Genomic DNA, 20,047 nt, shown 5'->3' with positions numbered 1-20,047 from the left:
ATCATGAGGATAACAGAATAAAGAAAAACTATCCTTATTAATTAGATTGTCTAGTTCGATTGAAAGTATGAACAAATCCATAAAAGAATGGAGAACGAAATGAAACCATTTATGCCACAGTTAGTATATATCGAGCCTAGGGCATTGGAATACCCGCTTGGCCGGGAATTGAAAAAGAAATTCGAGGATTTGAACATTGAAATCCGTGAGACCACATCACATAACCAAATTAGGGATCTTCCTGGAGAAAATGATCAGCAAAAATATCGTGTCGCCAAGTCGACGCTTGTGGTGGGCATCAGAAAAACATTGAAATTTGATTCTTCAAAGCCATCTGCTGAATATGCCATCCCTCTTGCTACCGGATGTATGGGGCATTGTCATTATTGTTATTTACAGACGACACTCGGAACAAAGCCATACATTAGGACATATGTGAATCTCGAGGAGATTTTTGAGGCAGCTGAAAAATATATCAATGAGAGAAAGCCTGAAATTACTCGTTTTGAGGCGGCCTGTACGTCAGATATCGTTGGAATTGATCATTTGACACATTCGTTAAAAAGGGCTATAGAGTATTTTGGAAAAAGTGAATATGGGGTTTTGAGGTTCGTAACTAAATTTCATCATGTCGACCACCTGTTGGATGCTGAACATAATGGAAAAACGAGATTTCGGTTCAGTATAAATTCACGTTACGTAATAAAGAATTTCGAGCCCGGAACTTCGAGTTTCGAGGAAAGAATGGAAGCGGCACGTAAAGTGGCAGGTGCCGGATATCCCTTAGGTTTTATCGTAGCTCCAATATATCGTCATGAAGCGTGGAAGGAGGGCTACCATGAATTATTCGAACGGTTAAGTGAGGCGTTAAAAGGGGTGGATATCCCTGACTTGACTTTTGAACTAATCCAGCATCGATTTACGGGCCCTGCTAAAAAAGTAATTCAAAAAAACTATCCGAAAACAAAATTGGAACTGGACGAAACGAAGCGCAAATATAAATGGGGCCGATATGGAATTGGCAAATATGTTTACCAAACCGAAGAAGCCGCAGAACTGGAAACGACCATTCGTGGGTATATAGCGGAATTTTTCCCTAAAGCGGAAATTCAGTATTTTACCTGATGAAGGCATTTTCCATATAAAACTGTCATAAATCGCTCTAATCCTGCTTAGAAATGTAAAGACCGGATTAGGGGAGGGCAGCTATGATTATTGACGGCGTTTTTTCCGGAGGCGGGATAAAAGGCTACGGTTTAGTGGGTGCCCTGCAGGAATTAGAGGAGCGAGGATTTGTATTCCATAGGACAGCCGGTACAAGTGCAGGTTCCATAATTGCAGCTTTCGTAGCCGCTGGGTACACAGGAAAAGAAATGGAACAGCTTTTTCTTGATATAGATTTAATCGGCATGCTGGATAAAAGGCGTGGTCTTTTGCCTATCCCGCTTGCCAAGTGGCTCCTTTTATACTGGAAACTGGGCCTTTATAAAGGTGACGCTTTGGAAGCATGGATTGCCGCTAAACTTGCCGAAAGGAATGTAGTCACCTTTAAGGATGTTCGGCCGAAATCTCTCCGTATCATAACCTCTGACATTACACATGGGAAATTGGTGGTACTGCCTGATGATTTATCTAACTATGGAATTGATCCGATGACTTTTCCAGTGGCAAAGGCAGTAAGAATGAGTTGTAGCATCCCCTATTTCTTTGAGCCAGTCAAACTTGATGTCGGAAAAAGCAGGGTCCTTTTTGTTGATGGAGGTGTGTTAAGCAATTTTCCAATGTGGTTATTCAATTCAGATCATGTAAGAAAGGAACGGCCGGTCATAGGCTTGCGACTAAGTGTCGATGAGATATGGAAACCGCATGTGGTGGATAATGCGCTTGAATTGTTCTCCGCACTATTCAAAACGATGAAAGATGCCCATGATGCACGTTATATTTCCAAGAAACACGTCCAGAATATTGTATTTATCCCGATGAGGGGAATTTCTGCAATGGATTTCAATCTGAATGATGAAAAAAAGGGAGAATTGATGAATCAGGGCAGACAGTGTACGAAAGAATTCCTTAAGAGATGGTCATATTAATAATCATAAAAAATCGGGCTCTTAAAAAGAAGCCCGATTTTTCTTTTTATTCTTTTTTCCTTCAATGACGGTTAAGTGACTATCCGTTTTCTTTCTCACTTTTATTTTTTTTGATGATTTTGCTGCAGAAAAGCTAGCCACATTATCCTTTTTCGAAGTTCGGTTTTTTAGCCTTTTTTTCGATTGGCGTGCAGCCTTTCGGAATGCTTGCTGCTCTTTTTTTACTGGTTTTCCCTTTGTTAATCCGGTATAAATCATATAAATAATCCCTGCGACAATGGCTATTATGAGAATGTTTCTAAAAAAGCCAATCGGGTCATTAAATAGTCGGCTCATTAGTCCGAGGACTCCGAGGGCAATGATTCCGTATATCATGAAAGATATGAAACGTTTCAACAAAGACACCTCCTTAAGAGCATCATAAGCATTTTTTGCTTATTTTAAACATTACTCATGTAAAATACTAGAAATTAATGAAGATTATTCCCTTAATTTAGTATATGACTTTTCATAATCAAAATGTGTATAGGTGTTTTACACAATAACATCGGATTCTAAATCTTTTTCGGTCTTTTTTTCCATCCTCAACAGTTCATGGAAGGATGCCAATGCAACTTCGACTTGATCGTCGGTAGGGGCTTTAGTTGTCAATAACTGAAGCCAAAGGCCAGGATAGCCAAGGTAACGCAGAATTGGAATATCTCTTACTTTGTTGGTCAACTGCAATACCTCGAAGGCTATGCCAAGCACTACGGGGATAAGCAAAACGCGATCCACGACACGGAGCCATAATGGATCGATTGGAACAAGCATATAGACAAACATGCCAACAATGACTGTAAATAAAATAAAGCTGCTGCCACAGCGATAATGAAGGCGTGAACTTGCCTGCACATTTGCTACGGTCAATTCTTTTCCGCTTTCAAAGCAATTGATCACCTTATGCTCTGCACCGTGATACTGAAAGACCCGCTTGATCAATGGAGTCATGGATACTAAGTAAATGTATACCAGCAATAATATCAACTTGAACAAGCTTTCGATTAAAACCTGTTCCATTCGGCCGCTGAAGATGGGTTTTGTCAATTCGGCAAGAAATACGGGAATCAAAGTGAAAAGCAGCTTCCCGAATAGGAAGGAAAGGACACCGATTACGGCAACTCCAAGCCATACACTTAATTTAGAAGATTCTTTAGTTTCTTTTTTCTTTTCGTCCCGCTTTTCTCCTTCTTCTTCTTCATACTGTTCAGTGGAAAAGTTCAGATGTTTTGAACCGATGGCACTTGACTGAATCAGTGATACGAGACCCCTTAGAAACGGTACTTTTTTTAAGCGGTTGACAACAGGTTTCGTTTCACGCGGCAGATGATAATATACAATCGTTGAATCTTTGCGGCGTACCGCAGTGACTGTGTGATGTTTGCCGCCAAACATGACGCCTTCCACAACAGCCTGCCCTCCATAAACGGGTTTTTGGACCTCAGACATTTCTACACCAACCTAATAGTTATTCACGTAGCTCTCTCTTGGGTGCTAACATGTTTATTATCAAGTATCACAAGGGATAAAGACGGTCTCCAAAATTTAAATGGCGGCTTTATCCCTGCAATTACTTTATGAATGTTGAATCACAGGAAGGTAGTATCCTGTGTACATTATAAACTTCAACAGAGGATGGGTATTTTCCTCTGAAAAAAGTACATTATTTATGATTTAATCATACAGAATAAATCACAAAACCTCTAGTGATTCTCCTCCCTAAGAATAAAAAAAAATAGTTCTATTTAACAAAGGGCATACTACGTAGCGGAGGTGCTTGATATGTCTTCTAATGTAAATGGACAAATTCAACAGGAAAATCAAGGTGCGATCTACAATGTACTAGCTATCGGTTTTGTTGGGGGGGGTGTAGCCAGTTTAATTGGAATCATAGCCCATTATGTTAATTTTATGGGGTTTAGCCCAAAATTCATACTTACGTCGTGGTCGAATATGGCCTGGATCGATCACTGGCTTGGTACGGTAATGACCATACTTTTGTTCGGAATTTTATCCGTGGGGATCGCTTTTATCTACTATAGTCTTTTTAAAAGGATGAAGAGTATCTTTTCGGGTATTTTTTTTGGAGTGGTTTGCTGGGTTTTGCTGGTATTTGTCCTGAAACCGATGTTCGCCGATTTGCCAACCATTTCAAAAATGTCGTCAAATACGATTATAACCAGTGTCTGCATTTTTATTTTATACGGTCTTTTTGTAGGGTATTCTATATCATATGATCATCAGGAATATCTACGTCAAAAAAACAAGGCCGAGAAGCAATCGGAAAGCTGATTGCTTCTTGGTTGTAAAAAAGTAGTAAGACAATTTGTAATTATGATAGAATGTTCATGGAAAGCATTCTTTTAATGATGAGCAGGTGTTTGATGATGACAAAAATCTTACTAATCAATGGTCCGAATTTAAATCGCTTGGGGAAGCGGGAACCTGCGCATTATGGATCCTCGACACTTGCGGATGTGGAAGCTCTATTACATCAGCAAGCTCAAGGGTTAAATGTGGAACTAACCTCATTTCAAACTAACCATGAAGGGGCGATTATCGACAAGCTCCATTGGTCAGAGGATCAGGGGATCGACGGGATTATCATTAATCCTGGAGCTTTTACTCATTATAGCTATGCGATTCGTGATGCAATAGCCGGAATTGATGTTCCAGTTGTGGAAGTGCATATTTCGAACATACATGCCCGTGAAAGCTTTCGGCATGAATCAGTGACCGCGCCGGTATCGGCGGGACAGATTGTCGGCTTGGGGATACACGGATATGAATTGGCGTTGCAGGCGATCACAAAGATTGCAAAGGGGAGAAAGTAAATGAATAAACTAATGCGCTTAAGAGCCTCAATGGAAAAGGTGGGCATTGATGGTTTATTGATCACCAGTACATATAACCGCCGATTCATGACCAATTTTACCGGAAGCGCAGGCGTCGTCCTGATTTCCCAAAATGAAGCTAAATTCATCACTGATTTCAGATATGTGGAACAAGCAGGAAAGCAGGCTACGGGCTATGAAATCGTCCAGCACAAAGGAACCATCACCGAAGAGGTCGGTAAGCAAGTAAAAGAGATGAAGATCGGCACACTGGGCTTTGAGCAAGATCATCTGACTTTTGCCACATATAAGGCATACGAAGCGGCCATTGAAGGACAACTTTTGCCGGTGTCTGGAGTTATTGAGAATTTACGCTTGATAAAGACTTCATCAGAGATTAAGATATTAAAGGAAGCGGCTGCTATTGCTGACGCTGCCTTTACACATATTCTGGATTACATGCGTCCAGGGATTTCAGAACTGGATGTATCCAATGAACTTGAATTCTTTATGAGGAAACAGGGGGCAACTTCCTCTTCCTTTGATATTATCGTAGCATCTGGCGTAAGGTCAGCTCTCCCGCATGGAGTTGCTACGGATAAAATCATTGAAAAAGGCGATTTTGTCACATTGGATTACGGAGCATACTATAACGGGTATGTGTCTGACATAACTCGGACATTAGCAGTTGGCAAGCCGAGTGAAGAACTTATTAACATTTATGACATTGTTTTAGAAGCGCAACTGCGCGGAATGGCTGGGATTAAACCTGGGATGACGGGCAGGGAAGCGGATGCACTAACTCGTAATTTAATTGAAGAAAAGGGATTCGGGCAGTATTTTGGACATTCGACTGGACATGGAATCGGTCTGGAAGTCCATGAAGGTCCTGCATTATCCTTAAGGTCTGATATCATTTTAGAACCAGGTATGGCCGTAACCGTCGAGCCGGGCATTTACCTACCGGGTGTTGGCGGAGTTCGGATTGAAGATGATACAATCGTTACAATTGAAGGTAACGAAGCACTTACTCATTCAACGAAAGAGTTAATCATTCTGTAAACATGTACATGTAGGAGGACAAATTTATGATTTCTGTAAACGATTTTCGCACGGGTGTTACGATTGAAGTAGATAATGGAATTTGGCAGGTTATTGAGTTCCAACATGTTAAACCTGGTAAAGGTGCAGCTTTTGTACGTTCTAAACTTCGTAATCTTCGTACAGGTTCAATCCAAGAGAAAACATTCCGTGCTGGTGAAAAAGTCGCTAAAGCACATATCGAAAACCGCAAGATGCAGTACCTTTATGCAAGTGGTGATAGCCATGTATTCATGGATAACGAAACATATGACCAAATCGAGCTGCCAGCTTCAAGCATTGAACGTGAATTGAAATTCCTTAAAGAAAATATGGAAGTCCATATCATGACTTTCCAAGCCGAAACACTTGGGGTAGAGCTTCCGAACACTGTAGAACTGGAAGTGGCGGAAACTGAGCCGGGAATAAAAGGCGATACATCTTCAGGCGGAACGAAATCAGCCGTACTTGAGACGGGCCTTTCGGTTCAAGTTCCATTCTTCATCAACCAAGGTGACAAATTATTGATCAATACAAATGAAGGCTCTTACGTATCACGTGCATAAATGAAAGAAGGCCGAGATTAATATCTCGGTTTCAGTTGTAGACAAAAAGGTTTCGGAATGGTCTCATTCCGAAACCTTTTTGATTTTTTATTGGATTTGACTTCATGATGACGCAGATGATCTGCTTCTTCTTGCCTAATATGGCGTGTCACTACTTTCTGATGGTCTTTACTTTCTGTACACTGTGATAAAAATGAACAAGTTGCACAAAAGGATATGTGATTTGTACTCACGATAGCCCTCTTTAATCTCCATTTTACAAGCTGGCACCAGTCGGTCTAATGTAATCATTTCAAGCTGATGCCGCTGAATGGAATCATGTTTTAAAAAGAATCCTTTTCACCTCAAGTTTTTTCATCCATCTATTTTAAAAGACTGTAGGTCTATCTTAATGTTAAACTAAAGTTGATTGGGAACGGAAGGTACGAGACTACTAAGGGAAAAGCGTGTCAAAGGGGAGAACCCCGCAGGCGCAATGGCGCCGAGGGCGGACCGCCCGCGGAAAGCGAGTGCCCTACTTTCCAATCAACGTCCAAATTGTACGAGCCATAAAAAAACTTAGACAAACTCGCTTTCTTCGAATTTGTCTACAGCTTGAGATCGAGATTAATTTCTCGGTCTTTTTTTGGTCCTTTTAAGATTCCGAAGGATATAAAAAAGTTCAATAAATGGTCTGTTTCTTTATTAGCCTGTCATCATTACGGTCTGGTCGGCATATATTTTATTGAAAGTGGTGTATACAGGAGGATTGTCAAAATGGAAACGATTCTTTCATTTTTACCGAAAAAATTATACGAGCAACTCCGGGGCATGACACCGATGATGATCGAGAAGATGGAAGAGCTGCGGATTCGAGTTGGAAGGCCGCTTGAGGTCATTGTGGGTGGGGAACCTTTCTTCTTTTCCTATGAAGTGACCCATTCGGATGCAGATCAATTATTGAATCAAATCGGTCAATTTTCGTTATATACACTTGAGGAAGAATTAAAGCGGGGATATATAACTATAGCGGGCGGACATCGGGTGGGTCTTGCTGGCAAGGTGATCCTGGAAAATGGGTCGGTCAAAGCGATCAGGGACATTTCCTCATTCAATATTCGGATTGCACGTGAAAAAATAGGTGCTGCTGAACCGCTAACATCTTATTTATATAATGGGGAATGGCAACATACAATGTTGATCGGTGCTCCGCAAACAGGAAAAACGACCGTATTGCGTGATATTGCAAGAATGATATCCAGTGGTAATGAAAAACGGGGAATTCCCCCTCAAAAGGTGGGAATAGTGGACGAGCGCTCAGAAATTGCCGGATGTGTTCATGGCGTGCCGCAGCTCGAATTTGGAACAAGGGTGGATGTGCTCGATGGATGTCCTAAAGCGGAAGGGATGATGATGATGATCCGTTCGATGTCCCCGGATGTATTGATCGTGGATGAAATAGGCCGCGCTGAGGATACACAAGCTGTGCTCGAAGCAGTTAATGCAGGTATTAAACTCATGATAACTACACATGGCCATACATTGGATGAAATTAAGAAGCGGCCTTTTATCGCCGAAATATTAAAGCAAAACATCTTTGAACGTTTTATAGAATTACAGAGAAGCAAATCCGGAAAAAGGAGCTATAAAGTCCTTGATGCAGCGGGGGTTCCTATTTTCTTGGGAGAAGGTGTGAACCCGCATGTTTAAGATAATTGGAGCAGCGATAATCATTATAGCAACGACATGGGCGGGTTTCGAAGCTGCGAAAAAATTAAGTATGAGGCCTCGTCAACTGAGACAGCTGAAAGTCGCCATGCAATCGCTCGAAGCTGAAATCATGTATGGTCATACACCTTTAAAAGAGGCAGCGAGGAAACTGTCTAAGCAGATGGCCAAACCTTTATCCATCTTTTTCGAGACCTTTGCAACTCGACTCGAGTCAGGTGAGACCACCGTCAAAGAAGCATGGGTTGATAGTTTGAAGAAAATATGGCAATCCCTTGCTTTAAAACAGGGGGAATTCGAGATACTGTCACAGTTTGGGGAGACGCTTGGAAAAAGCGATAAATATCATCAGCAAAAGCAAATCATGCTAACGATGGCACACTTGGAAAGAGAAGAGAGCGATGCGCTCGACCGACAGGTAAAGTATGAAAAAATGATGAAAAGTCTTGGTTTTTTATCAGGGCTATTATTGATCATTTTGCTGATGTAGGAATATGTGGGGGGAATGAAAATGGGCATTGATGTGGACATCATATTTAAAATAGCAGGTGTGGGGCTAGTTGTGGCATTTCTTCACACAATACTCGATCAGGTTGGGAAGAAGGAATATGCCCAGTGGGTGACACTTTTCGGATTTATCTATATTTTATTCATGGTAGCTTCTGTAGTGGAGGATTTATTTCAAAAAATTAAATCTGTATTCCTATTTCAGTAAGGGAGGGATTCGCGATTGAAATCATAAAAATCGTGGCCATTGCCCTAGTTGCCACCTTTTTGGCCTTGATCGTCAAAGAGCAAAAACCAAATTTCGCATTCCTGCTCGTCATTTTTGTAGGCTGCTCCATTTTTCTTTTTTTAGCGGATAAAATATACGAAATCATTTTAATGTTAGAAAAAATTGCAGTGAATGCGCATGTAAATAGCGTGTATCTAGAGACCATCTTAAAAATAATCGGAATTGCCTATATTGCTGAATTCGCTTCTCAAATTACAAAAGATGCAGGGCAAGGGTCGCTCGCTTCCAAAATAGAATTGAGCGGGAAAATCTTGATTCTTGCCATGGCGATTCCGATTTTGACGGTCATTATCGAAACAATTTTACAGATGCTCCCAAGTTAACGGATCACTCCTACTAGTCAATGAGGTGAATGTATGAAGCAGCGGATGCCTTACTTATCCATTCTATTCGTTTTACTCTTTTTTTTGCATACATCTATTGGACAAGCCGCCGAAAATCCTGAAAATGGTGAAATCGATCAAGAGCCGATCATGCAGACCGAATTGGTACAAGCCCAAATAGACAGGCTGGGTGTAGATGAGCTCAAACAATATTGGGATGACATCGTTACGGAATATGGAGGGTTCTTACCGGAAAGCCAGAAGGGGAGCTTCATGGATTTTGTAAGCGGTGATAAGAAATTCTCCTTTGACCAATGGATAAAGGGAATTACAAAATTCATTTTTCATGAACTGCTTGTGAATGGTAAGCTGCTGGGCTCACTCATTTTATTAACCGTTTTCAGCATGTTCCTGCAGTCTTTGCAGAACGCGTTCGAACAAAGCTCCGTTAGTAAGGTGGCTTATGCAATCGTTTATATGGTGCTGATCATTTTGGCACTTAACAGTTTTCATGTGGCGATTGAATATACAAAGGATACGATAGATTTGATGATTTCCTTTTTAATGGCGCTCATCCCTTTACTCTTGGCCTTAATTGCCGCTTCAGGAGGACTTGTATCAGCAGCTTTCTTTCACCCGGTCTTAATGTTTTTAATGAATACTAGCGGAATCTTGATCCAGTTTGTCGTCCTCCCTCTTTTATTCTTTGCAGCGATTTTAAGCATTGTCAGCACATTGACCGAACATTATAAAGTGACACAGATGGCACAACTTCTCCGAAATTTTGCTATCGGGATACTAGGTGCATTCATGACCATATTCCTTGGTGTCATATCCGTTCAAGGAGCATCCTCCGCTGTAGCAGACGGAGTGACGATCAGGACGGCCAAATTCGTGACAGGTAACTTTATACCGGTAATAGGGCGCATGTTTACTGATGCAACGGATACGGTCATTAGTGCCTCCGTTCTGCTGAAAAATACAGTGGGCTTGTCAGGTGTCATAATTCTCTTGCTCATAACCACATTTCCAGCAATAAAAATCTTGATGATTTCTTTTGTCTATAAGTTGGCAGCGAGTCTTTTGCAGCCGCTGGGCGGAGGGCCTGTAATAAAATGTCTTGACGTTATAAGTAAAAGCATGATCTATATTTTCGCAGCACTGGCCATTGTCTCACTCATGTTCTTTTTAAGTATCACTGTAATTATCGCTTCTGGAAACATTACACTGATGGTTCGTTAAGAAAGGAGGAGGGCTTTGGTGAGTTTTTTAGCTGGCTGGGTATCTAACATCATCATATTTGTATTGCTGGCTACTGTGATCGATATGCTTCTTCCGAATTCAGCTTTACAGAAGTATGCCAAAATGGTAATCGGACTTTTACTGATTGCGATCATCATCACTCCTATATTGGGATTATTCAATAAGGATTTCGACGAAATCCTCTCTGCTGCTACAAGTGAATTTCAAGAGCAGAAAAAAAAAGATTTAGGAAATTTGACAGAAATGAAGAAAAAAGAAATACAAGCTACCCAGGGTGCATATATTTTAAAACAAATGGCTGTTGACTTACAGGCAGAAGTGGAAGAGGAGCTGATGGTGGATTATAACATGAAGATTAGTTCAATTGATGTAGGGGTCAAAAATGAGGAAGAACCGAGCGCTGATGATTTGCAAAACATAACGATATCATTGGAAAAGGCAGAAGGGAAAGAAGACTCGGGGATAGAGGCAGTAGCGAAGGTTGATATCAATGCAGAGAAACTATCCTCTTCGAATGATGCCAATCTTGATGCTGTGAAAAGGTTTCTGGCAACAAGTTGGTCCGTTGATGAAGAGATCATTGAAATCGCCGGGGAAAGGAAGTGACTGAGTATTGAACAAAGACAAAGGTCCGTTATCCTGGCTGCAAAAACTATTAAATAAAGACCCTGACCAAAAAGAACCTAAGGAAAAAAAACCTTCCCTGTATGTCTATGCTCTAATAGTTGTCCTTTTGGGAGCGGGAATTATGATGGCCGGGAATTTGTTAACCACCAACCAGACGGGACAAACACCTGAAGTGAAGACTGTATTCAATAATGATAAACAGGACGATGAAGGGGAGGTTGAAACATTCGGTCAGAAGAAATCCGAATTCAAGACGACAAAAGATTATGAAATATATCTTCAGAATGAAATGAAGGAAGCGCTTGAATCCATCGCAGGCGTCCAGGATGTAAAAGTCGTAATCTATGTGGATGCATCCGAGAAAAAAGTATATGAAAGAAACAAAGTCACCCAAAAACAAGTCACACAAGAAACCGACAAGGAAGGCGGCAAAAGGACGGTCGAAGACACATCGGTTGATGAACAGCTCGTTTTGGTCAAAAGCGGTGAAAAAGAAGGACCGATCATTTCGGAAACGAAAAAGCCTAGTGTACGAGGAGTCCTCGTAGTCGCTAAAGGAGCCGAAAACATTCAAATAAAGAAGTGGATCATCGAAGCTGTCACACGTTCACTGGATGTACCGAGTCACCGGGTTTCTGTCATGCCTAAAAAATAAGGGGGAAAATCTACATGTTATTAAAAAAACAAACCGTTTGGTTATTGACTATGCTAAGTCTGGTCGTTGTACTTTCAGTCTATTATTTAACCGCTCCTGAGGAAAATGCCGCCGATATGACGGCAACAGAACAAATGGAAAAGGCAGAAAATAAAACAGAAAGTAAAACAGAAAGCAAAGCTGATACAAAAGGGGAAAATAAAAGTGAAAAAGAAACAGCCAAAAATACAGAAGGTTCTTCTGTAACCATTGCATCAGGGGATGAATTTGAATCGTTAAGGCTGCAGATTGAAGATGAACGGGCGAAGCTGAATGAGGAATTGACTGCAAAGATGGGCAACACAGAGCTTTCCTCTGAGGAAAGAGACGAGGCCTATGCGAAAATCGAACAATTAAGTGAAACGAAGGTAAAAGAAAATATCATCGAAAACTTAATCGTGGCCATGGATTACAATGCCGCACTTGTCCGTGTGGATGGAACGGATGTAAAGGTGAGTGTCAAGGCCGATAAACAGACGAAAACAGAGGCCAATAACATTATCCGCCTCGTAAGGAAAGAAGTGAGCGATGCACAAAATGTAGTGGTCGATTTTCAACCGGAAAAGTAATCTCACATACAGATGAAAGAGCTGATACACAACAGTTCATAATCATGAAAATGTGAAAGTCCCCCTTAATAAAAAAAGGGTGGCTTTTTTTATTAAGCTTTTTTCGCGATCATCCAATGGGGAAACTTTAGAGGAAAAGTTTTTTTATGTCTATTTATATCAAGAACTCAAATAGAAATGGTGACTATAATTCTCAGTAATATTCTAGAAAAGTAATTATACTAAAATTTATAGCTGGTATTTCAGGGGTAATTCGCAAAAATCAGGTGAAAACGCTGAGGGGATCCAGTTTAAAATTATTCACAATATTATAATAAAGGTGTAATATAGAAGTATGGATTTCAAGCTGCAACTAATCTATCATTGAATTTGTATAAGCTAATATTGTATGATGTTAGAAGCTGGTCATAAACTTTTCGATTTTCTAAAGGAAACAATATTTTGAGAAAGTGAAACATCTGTTATAATACAGATGAGGTGTGTATTCAGTTTATTCGCTTTCGCATGGAGAAAGCGACTACTTTGTGCATAAATGGACAAGGTAGGATAAGCTAAAGGTAAAAGGTTACATAAAATATTATTGCCTCACAAACTCATATTAAATTAGACAAGGGGTGCCACAAAATGAAAGTGCAAGAAATTCGTGAAATAATTAAGCTAGTCGATCAATCAAATATCAGTGAATTCGTTTTTGAAAATGAAGGAACGAAAATTAAATTGAAAAAAACTGAAACGGGTACAGTATTACACCCAGCAGCTGCTCCAGAAGTTGTTCAAGCCAATGGAGCTGTAGAGGTCAAGCCCGCAGCGGCCCCTGCCCCTGTAGTGCCAAAAGCTGTTGAACCTGCAAAACCGGCTGCTGCCGTCACGGAACAGGAAAATTTACATAAAATCACTTCTCCGATGGTAGGGACCTTCTACCAATCTCCTGCACCGGATTCTCCTGCATACGTAAAAGCAGGCGATAAAGTAACAGGGGATTCCATTGTCTGCATCGTGGAAGCTATGAAACTTTTCAATGAAATCGAGGCCGAAGTAACCGGTGAAATCGTTGAAGTCCTTGTAAAAGAAGGTCAACTTGTAGAATATGGCCAACCATTATTTTTAGTAAAGCCGGAATGAGGAGCTGTTTCTAAATGATTAAAAAGGTATTGATTGCCAATCGTGGGGAAATTGCAGTCCGAATCATCCGGGCATGCAAAGAGTTAGGGATCGAGACTGTAGCGGTCTATTCAGAAGCGGATAAAGAAGCATTACATGTTCAAATTGCTGATGAAGCATATTGCATCGGTCCTAAATTATCAAAAGACAGTTATTTAAATACAACGAACATAATCAGTACAGCCAAGAAAACGGGATCTGATGCGATTCACCCTGGATATGGATTCCTTGCTGAAAATGCCGACTTTGCTGAGCTATGCCGTGAATGTAATATCATTTTCATCGGTCCTAGCCCAGAAGCCATCAATAAAATGGGAACAAAGGACGTAGCAAGGGAAACCATGCGCAAAGCTGGTGTACCGATCGTTCCCGGTTCTAAAGGCATAATAAAAGATACGGATGAGGGTGTAGCCCTAGCTAACCAAATGGGCTATCCAGTCATCATCAAAGCTACTGCCGGCGGTGGCGGTAAAGGTATCCGCGTTGCAAGGACCGAAGAGGATCTCATCAAAGGCATAAACATCACGCAACAGGAAGCTGCGACGGCATTTGGGAATCCAGGCGTGTATATTGAAAAGTTCATTGAGGACTTCCGTCACGTTGAAATCCAGGTCATGGCAGATAATCATGGCAACGCCATACATTTAGGCGAGCGTGATTGTACGGTTCAGCGCCGTTTGCAAAAACTTGTTGAAGAAACTCCATCTCCAGCCCTTGATGGTGAAACACGGGCGGAAATGGGGCAGGCTGCAGTTACGGCTGCTCTTGCCGTTAACTATTCAGGTGCAGGTACAGTTGAATTTATTTATGACTATGTGAATAGAAGATACTACTTTATGGAAATGAATACACGTATCCAGGTTGAGCACCCAGTTACAGAAATGGTAACGGGCGTGGATTTGATTAAAGAACAGATCAAAGTTGCTTCAGGTGACAAACTATCACTTTCACAAGAAGATGTGACTTTTAACGGATGGTCTATCGAATGCCGGATCAATGCAGAAAATCCAGAAAAGAATTTTATGCCTTCCGCAGGTAAAATTCACATGTATTTACCCCCAGGCGGCTACGGAGTGCGTGTGGATTCTGCGGCATACCCTGGGTACTCGATACCGCCGTATTACGATTCCATGATCGCTAAATTGATTGTCCATGCACCGACGAGGGACGAGGCGATTGAGAAGATGAAACGCGCTTTAGGAGAGTTTGTCATTGAGGGTATCAATACGACAATTCCTTTCCATATTAAGTTACTTCAGCATGAACAATTTGTTTCCGGAGAATTTAATACCAAATTCCTTGAAATATATGATGTAATGAACTCATAATGTAAAGGAAGACAGGAGGTGCTTTTGAATGAATGAAATGGAAGGCCAATTACTCGAAATGAATGATTATAATGGGCTGGGTAAAGTGGAGATTGCACCTGAGGTGATAGAGGTAATTGCGGGTATCGCTGCATCGGAAGTTGAAGGTGTTGCACATATGCGCGGGAATTTCGCTACAGGTGTTGTTGAAAAGCTTGGTAAAAAGAATCACGGTAAAGGTGTTAAAGTGGACTTATCGGGAGAATCCATCAAAGTCGAACTTTATTGTGTCATGAAATTTGGTGTTTCGATTCCGAAAGTTGCTCAGGAAGTTCAAGATAACATTCGTGAAGCTTTGTTGAATATGACCGCTATCGACGCGGGCGAAGTGAACATTCATGTAGTAGGCATTGCGTTTGAAAACGCTAAACAAGAAGCGGATCACGAACAAGAAGTGTAAGTGGCTTCATTCGATTCACACCTGCAAAAACCCGGCAAAAAGCCGGGTTTTTGTTTTTGGAATTTTTGACTCGATGATACCCCGCTTATAATATTACGTAAAATGAACATAATAAGGCGGTGTCTGGAAGTTTCCCTTTAATTCAAGGGTGATTTCTGTTAGAGTGTAAAAGGTGAAATATGAGCATGAAAGCTAGGCAAGAGCTTTTTGACACTTTAAAAAAGTATGGGACTTTGTTGGCCGTTTAACTGGAAATGAATCTTGAGATGTTGTCTTGGATCAAGGCATTTGAGTCTTTTGGCCTTAATTTTAGTGAGATTAGCTTAATTTATAAAAAAAACAGCGAAAATCTTAATATTTTTCAAAAAATATTATTTAATGTTCGTTTGTTCTAGCGTTTTCATATATAATAGTAGATGTTAAAGGAGTAAGATTATGAAAAGAAGAGTAGCCCGTGAAAAATCCCTTCAAGCACTATATCAGATAGATATTGCCAAGTCGAATGCAGAAGAAGCAATGGAAAGCGTACTGGATGGTGCTCCTACTGATGAATATTTCAAAAAATTAGTAATGGGAATAACGGAAAATCGTGAACAACTTGATGCAATGATCAGGGACAATTTAGAGAACTGGACGTTGGAAAGACTGGCGAACATTGATCGGAATTTACTGCGGATCGCGGTTTATGAAATGATTCACAGTGAAGATGTTCCTGTAAGTGTTGCAATGAATGAAGCTATTGAAATTGCTAAGAAATTCGGTGATGATCAATCAAGCAGTTTTGTAAATGCCGTTTTATCCAAAGTAAAGGTGAAAAGCGGCAGCTAAAGCTGCAGCCTTGAACGAGGATTTTCTCAGCAATTTCTTTAGCAAATTATCTTGGGAGGAATATACACATGTCAGCTCAAATCATTAATGGTAAAGAAATTGCAGAGTCAGTTAGGCAGGAAATGAGTAAGGAAGTGCAGCAGTTACGTGAAAAAAATATCGTCCCGGGTTTGGCTGTAATCCTGGTGGGCGACAATCAAGCTTCACAAACCTATGTACGCCATAAGCAAAAGGCCTGTGAAGATTTGGGCATGCATTCTGTGTTAATTAAAAAGCCTGCGGAACTATCTCAGGAGGAATTAATTCAGAGCATTGATGAATTAAACCAGGATGACAGTATTCACGGTATATTGGTGCAGCTGCCGTTGCCTGGACATATTCAGGAAAAAGCGATCATTGAAGCGATTTCCCCCGAGAAGGATGTAGATGGATTTCATCCGATTAATATTGGGCGGATGATGACGGGGCAGGATGCCTTTTTACCTTGTACGCCATACGGTGTCATGGTGATGCTTGAGTATATCGACTATGACCTTGAAGGTAAGCATGTTGTCATCGTAGGGAGAAGTAATATCGTAGGAAAACCAGCCGGACAAATGTTTTTAAATGCGAATGCAACCGTTACTTACTGTCATTCAAAGACAAAGGACCTTGCGTATTATACCAAGCAAGCTGATGTCGTTGTGGCCGCTGTCGGCAAGAGGGACACGATCACGAGTGAACATATCAAAGAAGGTGCAGTCGTCATTGACGTCGGAATGAACAGGAATGAAGAAGGGAAGCTTTGCGGTGATGTGGCGTTTGATGAAGTGAAAAATAAGGCTTCATTCATTACACCTGTTCCTAAAGGCGTTGGTCCCATGACGATTACGATGCTTATGAAGAATACGGTCAAATCTGCTCAAAAAGCACTTGAACAGAACAAGCAAGCATTGAAAAGCTGAAAAAAGCGTTAAATTATTTTAAAGAAGCGGACCTCTTGTTTTATAATAACGGGAGACCGCTTTTTTCCATTCATAGATTTAATCAAGTTTTAAGTGTAACCTATAGGTAAGTTTTCTTTATATCCGATTTCCATCGGAAGGAGACATTATATGAGCAACCAACAATATTTGAGTGTATCGGCTTTAACGAAATATATCAAAAGGAAGTTCGATGCCGATCCCCATTTGCAAAATGTATACATAAAAGGCGAAATTTCGAATTTTAAACAACATACAAGCGGACATATGTATTTTACTCTAAAGGACGAGAAGGCCCGACTCCTATCCGTTATGTTCGCCGCCAATAACAAAGGGATGAAATTCCTCCCCGAAAATGGAATGAAGGTACTTGTTAAGGGCGATATATCATTATATGAAGCGGGCGGACAGTATCAGCTATATGTGAAAAGCATGGCACCTGATGGCGTGGGGGATTTGTATCTTGCTTATGAACAGCTGAAGAAAAAGCTGGAGGCGGCAGGTTTGTTTTTGGCTGAACATAAGAAACCGATTCCACAGTACCCTAAGTCTGTGGGAGTCATAACTTCACCGACCGGAGCCGCACTAAGAGATATCCTGACAACGATCAAGCGGAGATATCCAATTGCCAGAATTATCGTTTACCCTGCACTTGTGCAAGGGAATAATGCCGCTAAATCGATTGCCAAGGCAATTTCCATGGCTAACGCGAGGGCGGAAAGCGATGTGCTCATTGTCGGAAGGGGTGGCGGGTCGATCGAGGAGCTATGGGCCTTTAATGAGGAGATAGTGGCTGAATCGATCTATGATTCTGATATACCGATAATTTCTGCTGTCGGTCACGAAACCGATTTTACAATCGCTGATTTTGTCGCCGATATGAGGGCCCCTACGCCGACTGGTGCAGCAGAGTTAGCAGTTCCCCATCTTAATGAAATACACGAACGCCTGATGAACCGTAAGAATCGCTTGACCCGCTCCATTCGTGAAGCGGTGAATTTTGAACGTACCCGCTTGACCAGGATGGAGAGGTCTTATGCTTTTCGTTATCCACATAAAATGTATGAACAGAAGCTTGAACAGCTAGACAAGACGATGGACAGGCTAGGGAGGACCAGCACGCGTTATTTCATGAAAAAGAGAGATGAGCTTAATCAGATCAACGATATTCTGAAAAAGCAGCATCCTGAACAAGCTGTGAAAAAATCCAAAGATGAATTGCGGCAGCATGCAAAAGTATTACGGAGGGCCATGGAAGCCATCTATCGGCAAAAATCACAGCAGTTCGTTCATATTACAGCCACGTTGTCTGCCCTCAGCCCATTAAAAATCATGGAACGGGGCTATGGATTGGTTTTTGCTGAGGATGAGACATTAGTGAAAAGTACACAGCAAGTAACCGAAGGGGATAGAATAGCCGTTTCCATAAAAGATGGAACCCTTGAATGTGAAATTAAAGAAATAAAGGAGCGAATGGAACCATGACAAAAAAACAGGAAGCTACATTTGAAGAAGCGATGGAGAATCTCGAGAAAATTGTGGAACAGTTGGAAGAGGGGGATGTGCCCTTAGAAGAAGCCATCTCCATATATAAACAAGGAATGGATTTATCCAGGCTTTGTCACTCAAAACTTAAGGCAGTTGAAGATCAATTGACTCAAATTTTACGCGAAGATGGGGAACTTGAAAACTTCGCTGTCCAGGAGGAAGAATAACATGGGTACGGCGTCCTTTGATATGTTTTCTAAAGAATATAAGGCGATTATAGAAAGAGAAATCGTTGAATATGTCAATAAGTTGAAAGCTCCGGCTGTGGTCAAAGAAGCCATGATCTATTCATTGGAAGCAGGCGGTAAACGGATTCGTCCTTTATTGGTCTTTGCGGTTCTAGAGGCCTTTGGGAAAAACTTGAGGATGGGGATACCTGCAGCCGCCGCCATTGAAATGATACATACATATTCGTTGATCCATGATGATCTCCCAGCGATGGATGATGATGATCTTCGCCGGGGAAAACCGACGAACCATAAAGTATTCGGTGAGGCGGTAGCAGTACTGGCAGGTGATGCCCTCCTGACATATAGTTTTCAATTGGTGACGGAAATGATCGATCCCGAGGTGACGGCTGAAATGAAGCTGAACCTTGTATCTGAAATTGCCAGGTCCGCCGGAGCCGAAGGGATGGTTGGCGGTCAAGTTGCCGATATGGAAGGTGAAAATAAACAGTTGACGCTCCAGGAATTGGAGTATATCCATGAACATAAAACAGGGAAATTATTGACTGCTAGCATCCTTTCCGGAGCTATATTGGCCGGGGCGAACGAAGAACAGCGACTGCATTTACGTGACTTTGCATACCATCTGGGGCTTGCTTTTCAGATTCGGGATGATATTCTGGATATTGAAGGATCAGTAGAGTTGATCGGCAAGCCGGTTGGCAGTGATGTGGGAAATCACAAAAGCACATACCCCTCTTTACTTACTCTTCAAGGGGCAAAGGAAAAGTTGGAACATCATATTGAACTTGCTCATGCCGCTTTAGGAAAAACAACATTACAAACGGGTCTGTTGAATGATCTAACTGATTTAATAGCGAACCGTAACCATTGATTGTGGCTAAATTTGTTATCAAATGAGGTTTTATGGTATACTCATTGTGCAAAAATATGTGAAAACCCAAATGGGATTTTTAATTGAGATACGTGATAAATAGGTATATTAAGCCGCCGAAATCACCTGGG

The 20,047-nt window shown here is 41.2% G+C and carries 25 protein-coding genes; 22 read left to right on the top strand and 3 right to left on the bottom strand.

Features of this window, described 5'->3' with window-relative positions; genetic code table 11:
- Positions 1-99 precede the first annotated feature (99 nt).
- Both splB and UP17_RS16200 read left to right on the top strand, forming a co-directional pair.
- Positions 100-1,125 carry a spore photoproduct lyase gene (gene splB, locus UP17_RS16205; protein WP_061464012.1) on the top strand — a complete coding sequence of 342 codons (1,026 nt, stop codon included), beginning with the start codon at positions 100-102 and terminating at the stop codon, positions 1,123-1,125.
- 83 nt (positions 1,126-1,208) lie between these two features.
- The gene (locus tag UP17_RS16200; RefSeq protein ID WP_061464011.1) at positions 1,209-2,090 is read left to right on the top strand and encodes a patatin-like phospholipase family protein; all 882 of its coding nucleotides are present in this window, start codon (positions 1,209-1,211) and stop codon (positions 2,088-2,090) included.
- A gap of 21 nt (positions 2,091-2,111) precedes the next feature.
- Here UP17_RS16200 and UP17_RS16195 read toward each other — a convergent pair whose 3' ends face one another.
- Together UP17_RS16195 and UP17_RS16190 are read right to left on the bottom strand one after the other, a co-directional pair.
- On the bottom strand, positions 2,112-2,486 hold the full coding sequence (locus UP17_RS16195; RefSeq protein ID WP_061464010.1) for an SA1362 family protein: 375 nt from the start codon (positions 2,484-2,486) through the stop codon (positions 2,112-2,114).
- 138 nt (positions 2,487-2,624) lie between these two features.
- Positions 2,625-3,578 carry a DUF1385 domain-containing protein gene (locus tag UP17_RS16190; RefSeq protein WP_061464009.1) on the bottom strand — a complete coding sequence of 318 codons (954 nt, stop codon included), beginning with the start codon at positions 3,576-3,578 and terminating at the stop codon, positions 2,625-2,627.
- Positions 3,579-3,911: 333 nt separating this feature from the next.
- Here UP17_RS16190 and UP17_RS16185 point away from each other — a divergent pair, with 333 nt between their 5' ends.
- From UP17_RS16185 to efp, 4 genes are all read left to right on the top strand, one after another.
- Entirely contained in the window at positions 3,912-4,421 is a 510-nt protein-coding gene (locus tag UP17_RS16185) for a YqhR family membrane protein (protein ID WP_061464008.1), read from the top strand.
- 95 nt (positions 4,422-4,516) lie between these two features.
- Positions 4,517-4,963, top strand: a complete 447-nt coding sequence (aroQ, locus tag UP17_RS16180; RefSeq protein ID WP_061464007.1) for a type II 3-dehydroquinate dehydratase — start codon at positions 4,517-4,519, stop codon at positions 4,961-4,963.
- Positions 4,964-6,025: a M24 family metallopeptidase gene (locus tag UP17_RS16175; RefSeq protein ID WP_061464006.1), complete on the top strand. Its 1,062-nt coding sequence runs from the start codon at positions 4,964-4,966 to the stop codon at positions 6,023-6,025.
- A gap of 26 nt (positions 6,026-6,051) precedes the next feature.
- Entirely contained in the window at positions 6,052-6,609 is a 558-nt protein-coding gene (efp, locus tag UP17_RS16170; protein ID WP_034308328.1) for an elongation factor P, read from the top strand.
- Positions 6,610-6,626: 17 nt separating this feature from the next.
- Here the strand turns inward: efp and UP17_RS29750 are convergent, their stop codons facing one another.
- Positions 6,627-6,842: a hypothetical protein gene (locus UP17_RS29750; RefSeq protein ID WP_155727342.1), complete on the bottom strand. Its 216-nt coding sequence runs from the start codon at positions 6,840-6,842 to the stop codon at positions 6,627-6,629.
- Between the two features lie 523 nt (positions 6,843-7,365).
- Here UP17_RS29750 and spoIIIAA point away from each other — a divergent pair.
- From spoIIIAA to UP17_RS16090, 16 genes are all read left to right on the top strand, one after another.
- On the top strand, positions 7,366-8,298 hold the full coding sequence (gene spoIIIAA / locus UP17_RS16165) for a stage III sporulation protein AA (RefSeq protein ID WP_061464005.1): 933 nt from the start codon (positions 7,366-7,368) through the stop codon (positions 8,296-8,298).
- Positions 8,291-8,806, top strand: a complete 516-nt coding sequence (gene spoIIIAB, locus UP17_RS16160) for a stage III sporulation protein SpoIIIAB (RefSeq protein ID WP_061464004.1) — start codon at positions 8,291-8,293, stop codon at positions 8,804-8,806. The genes spoIIIAA and spoIIIAB overlap by 8 nt, the downstream gene beginning before the upstream one ends.
- Before the next feature lie 21 nt (positions 8,807-8,827).
- Positions 8,828-9,031 carry a stage III sporulation protein AC gene (spoIIIAC, locus tag UP17_RS16155; RefSeq protein WP_034308319.1) on the top strand — a complete coding sequence of 68 codons (204 nt, stop codon included), beginning with the start codon at positions 8,828-8,830 and terminating at the stop codon, positions 9,029-9,031.
- A 23-nt stretch (positions 9,032-9,054) separates the two neighbouring features.
- Entirely contained in the window at positions 9,055-9,435 is a 381-nt protein-coding gene (gene spoIIIAD, locus UP17_RS16150) for a stage III sporulation protein AD (RefSeq protein ID WP_089361491.1), read from the top strand.
- Between the two features lie 33 nt (positions 9,436-9,468).
- Entirely contained in the window at positions 9,469-10,677 is a 1,209-nt protein-coding gene (gene spoIIIAE / locus UP17_RS16145) for a stage III sporulation protein AE (protein ID WP_061464002.1), read from the top strand.
- Between the two features lie 18 nt (positions 10,678-10,695).
- On the top strand, positions 10,696-11,304 hold the full coding sequence (spoIIIAF, locus tag UP17_RS16140; RefSeq protein ID WP_061466141.1) for a stage III sporulation protein AF: 609 nt from the start codon (positions 10,696-10,698) through the stop codon (positions 11,302-11,304).
- 7 nt (positions 11,305-11,311) lie between these two features.
- The gene (gene spoIIIAG, locus UP17_RS16135) at positions 11,312-11,980 is read left to right on the top strand and encodes a stage III sporulation protein AG (protein ID WP_061464001.1); all 669 of its coding nucleotides are present in this window, start codon (positions 11,312-11,314) and stop codon (positions 11,978-11,980) included.
- A 14-nt stretch (positions 11,981-11,994) separates the two neighbouring features.
- The gene (locus UP17_RS16130; protein WP_061464000.1) at positions 11,995-12,588 is read left to right on the top strand and encodes a SpoIIIAH-like family protein; all 594 of its coding nucleotides are present in this window, start codon (positions 11,995-11,997) and stop codon (positions 12,586-12,588) included.
- A 624-nt stretch (positions 12,589-13,212) separates the two neighbouring features.
- Positions 13,213-13,710, top strand: coding sequence for an acetyl-CoA carboxylase biotin carboxyl carrier protein (gene accB, locus UP17_RS16125; RefSeq protein WP_061463999.1), 498 nt, complete (start codon positions 13,213-13,215; stop codon positions 13,708-13,710).
- Positions 13,711-13,724: 14 nt separating this feature from the next.
- Positions 13,725-15,077: an acetyl-CoA carboxylase biotin carboxylase subunit gene (accC, locus tag UP17_RS16120; RefSeq protein WP_061463998.1), complete on the top strand. Its 1,353-nt coding sequence runs from the start codon at positions 13,725-13,727 to the stop codon at positions 15,075-15,077.
- A gap of 37 nt (positions 15,078-15,114) precedes the next feature.
- Positions 15,115-15,516, top strand: a complete 402-nt coding sequence (locus UP17_RS16115; RefSeq protein WP_375166286.1) for an Asp23/Gls24 family envelope stress response protein — start codon at positions 15,115-15,117, stop codon at positions 15,514-15,516.
- 435 nt (positions 15,517-15,951) lie between these two features.
- On the top strand, positions 15,952-16,344 hold the full coding sequence (gene nusB / locus UP17_RS16110) for a transcription antitermination factor NusB (protein WP_061463996.1): 393 nt from the start codon (positions 15,952-15,954) through the stop codon (positions 16,342-16,344).
- Positions 16,345-16,412: 68 nt separating this feature from the next.
- Positions 16,413-17,288 (top strand): bifunctional methylenetetrahydrofolate dehydrogenase/methenyltetrahydrofolate cyclohydrolase FolD, encoded by an 876-nt coding sequence (folD, locus tag UP17_RS16105; protein ID WP_061463995.1) that lies wholly within the window; start codon positions 16,413-16,415, stop codon positions 17,286-17,288.
- A 150-nt stretch (positions 17,289-17,438) separates the two neighbouring features.
- The gene (gene xseA / locus UP17_RS16100; protein ID WP_061463994.1) at positions 17,439-18,791 is read left to right on the top strand and encodes an exodeoxyribonuclease VII large subunit; all 1,353 of its coding nucleotides are present in this window, start codon (positions 17,439-17,441) and stop codon (positions 18,789-18,791) included.
- Positions 18,788-19,021 carry an exodeoxyribonuclease VII small subunit gene (locus tag UP17_RS16095; RefSeq protein ID WP_034308286.1) on the top strand — a complete coding sequence of 78 codons (234 nt, stop codon included), beginning with the start codon at positions 18,788-18,790 and terminating at the stop codon, positions 19,019-19,021. Before xseA ends, UP17_RS16095 begins: the two co-directional genes overlap by 4 nt.
- A gap of 1 nt (position 19,022) precedes the next feature.
- Complete coding sequence (locus tag UP17_RS16090; RefSeq protein ID WP_061463993.1) at positions 19,023-19,916, top strand: polyprenyl synthetase family protein; 894 nt, start codon at positions 19,023-19,025, stop codon at positions 19,914-19,916.
- Positions 19,917-20,047: the final 131 nt, after the last annotated feature.

Source organism: Peribacillus simplex, from assembly GCF_001578185.1.
GTDB lineage: Bacteria > Bacillota > Bacilli > Bacillales > DSM-1321 > Peribacillus > Peribacillus simplex_A.
The sequence above is the reverse complement of the archived record's forward strand: the minus strand, read 5'-3'. Positions and strand labels throughout refer to the sequence as shown.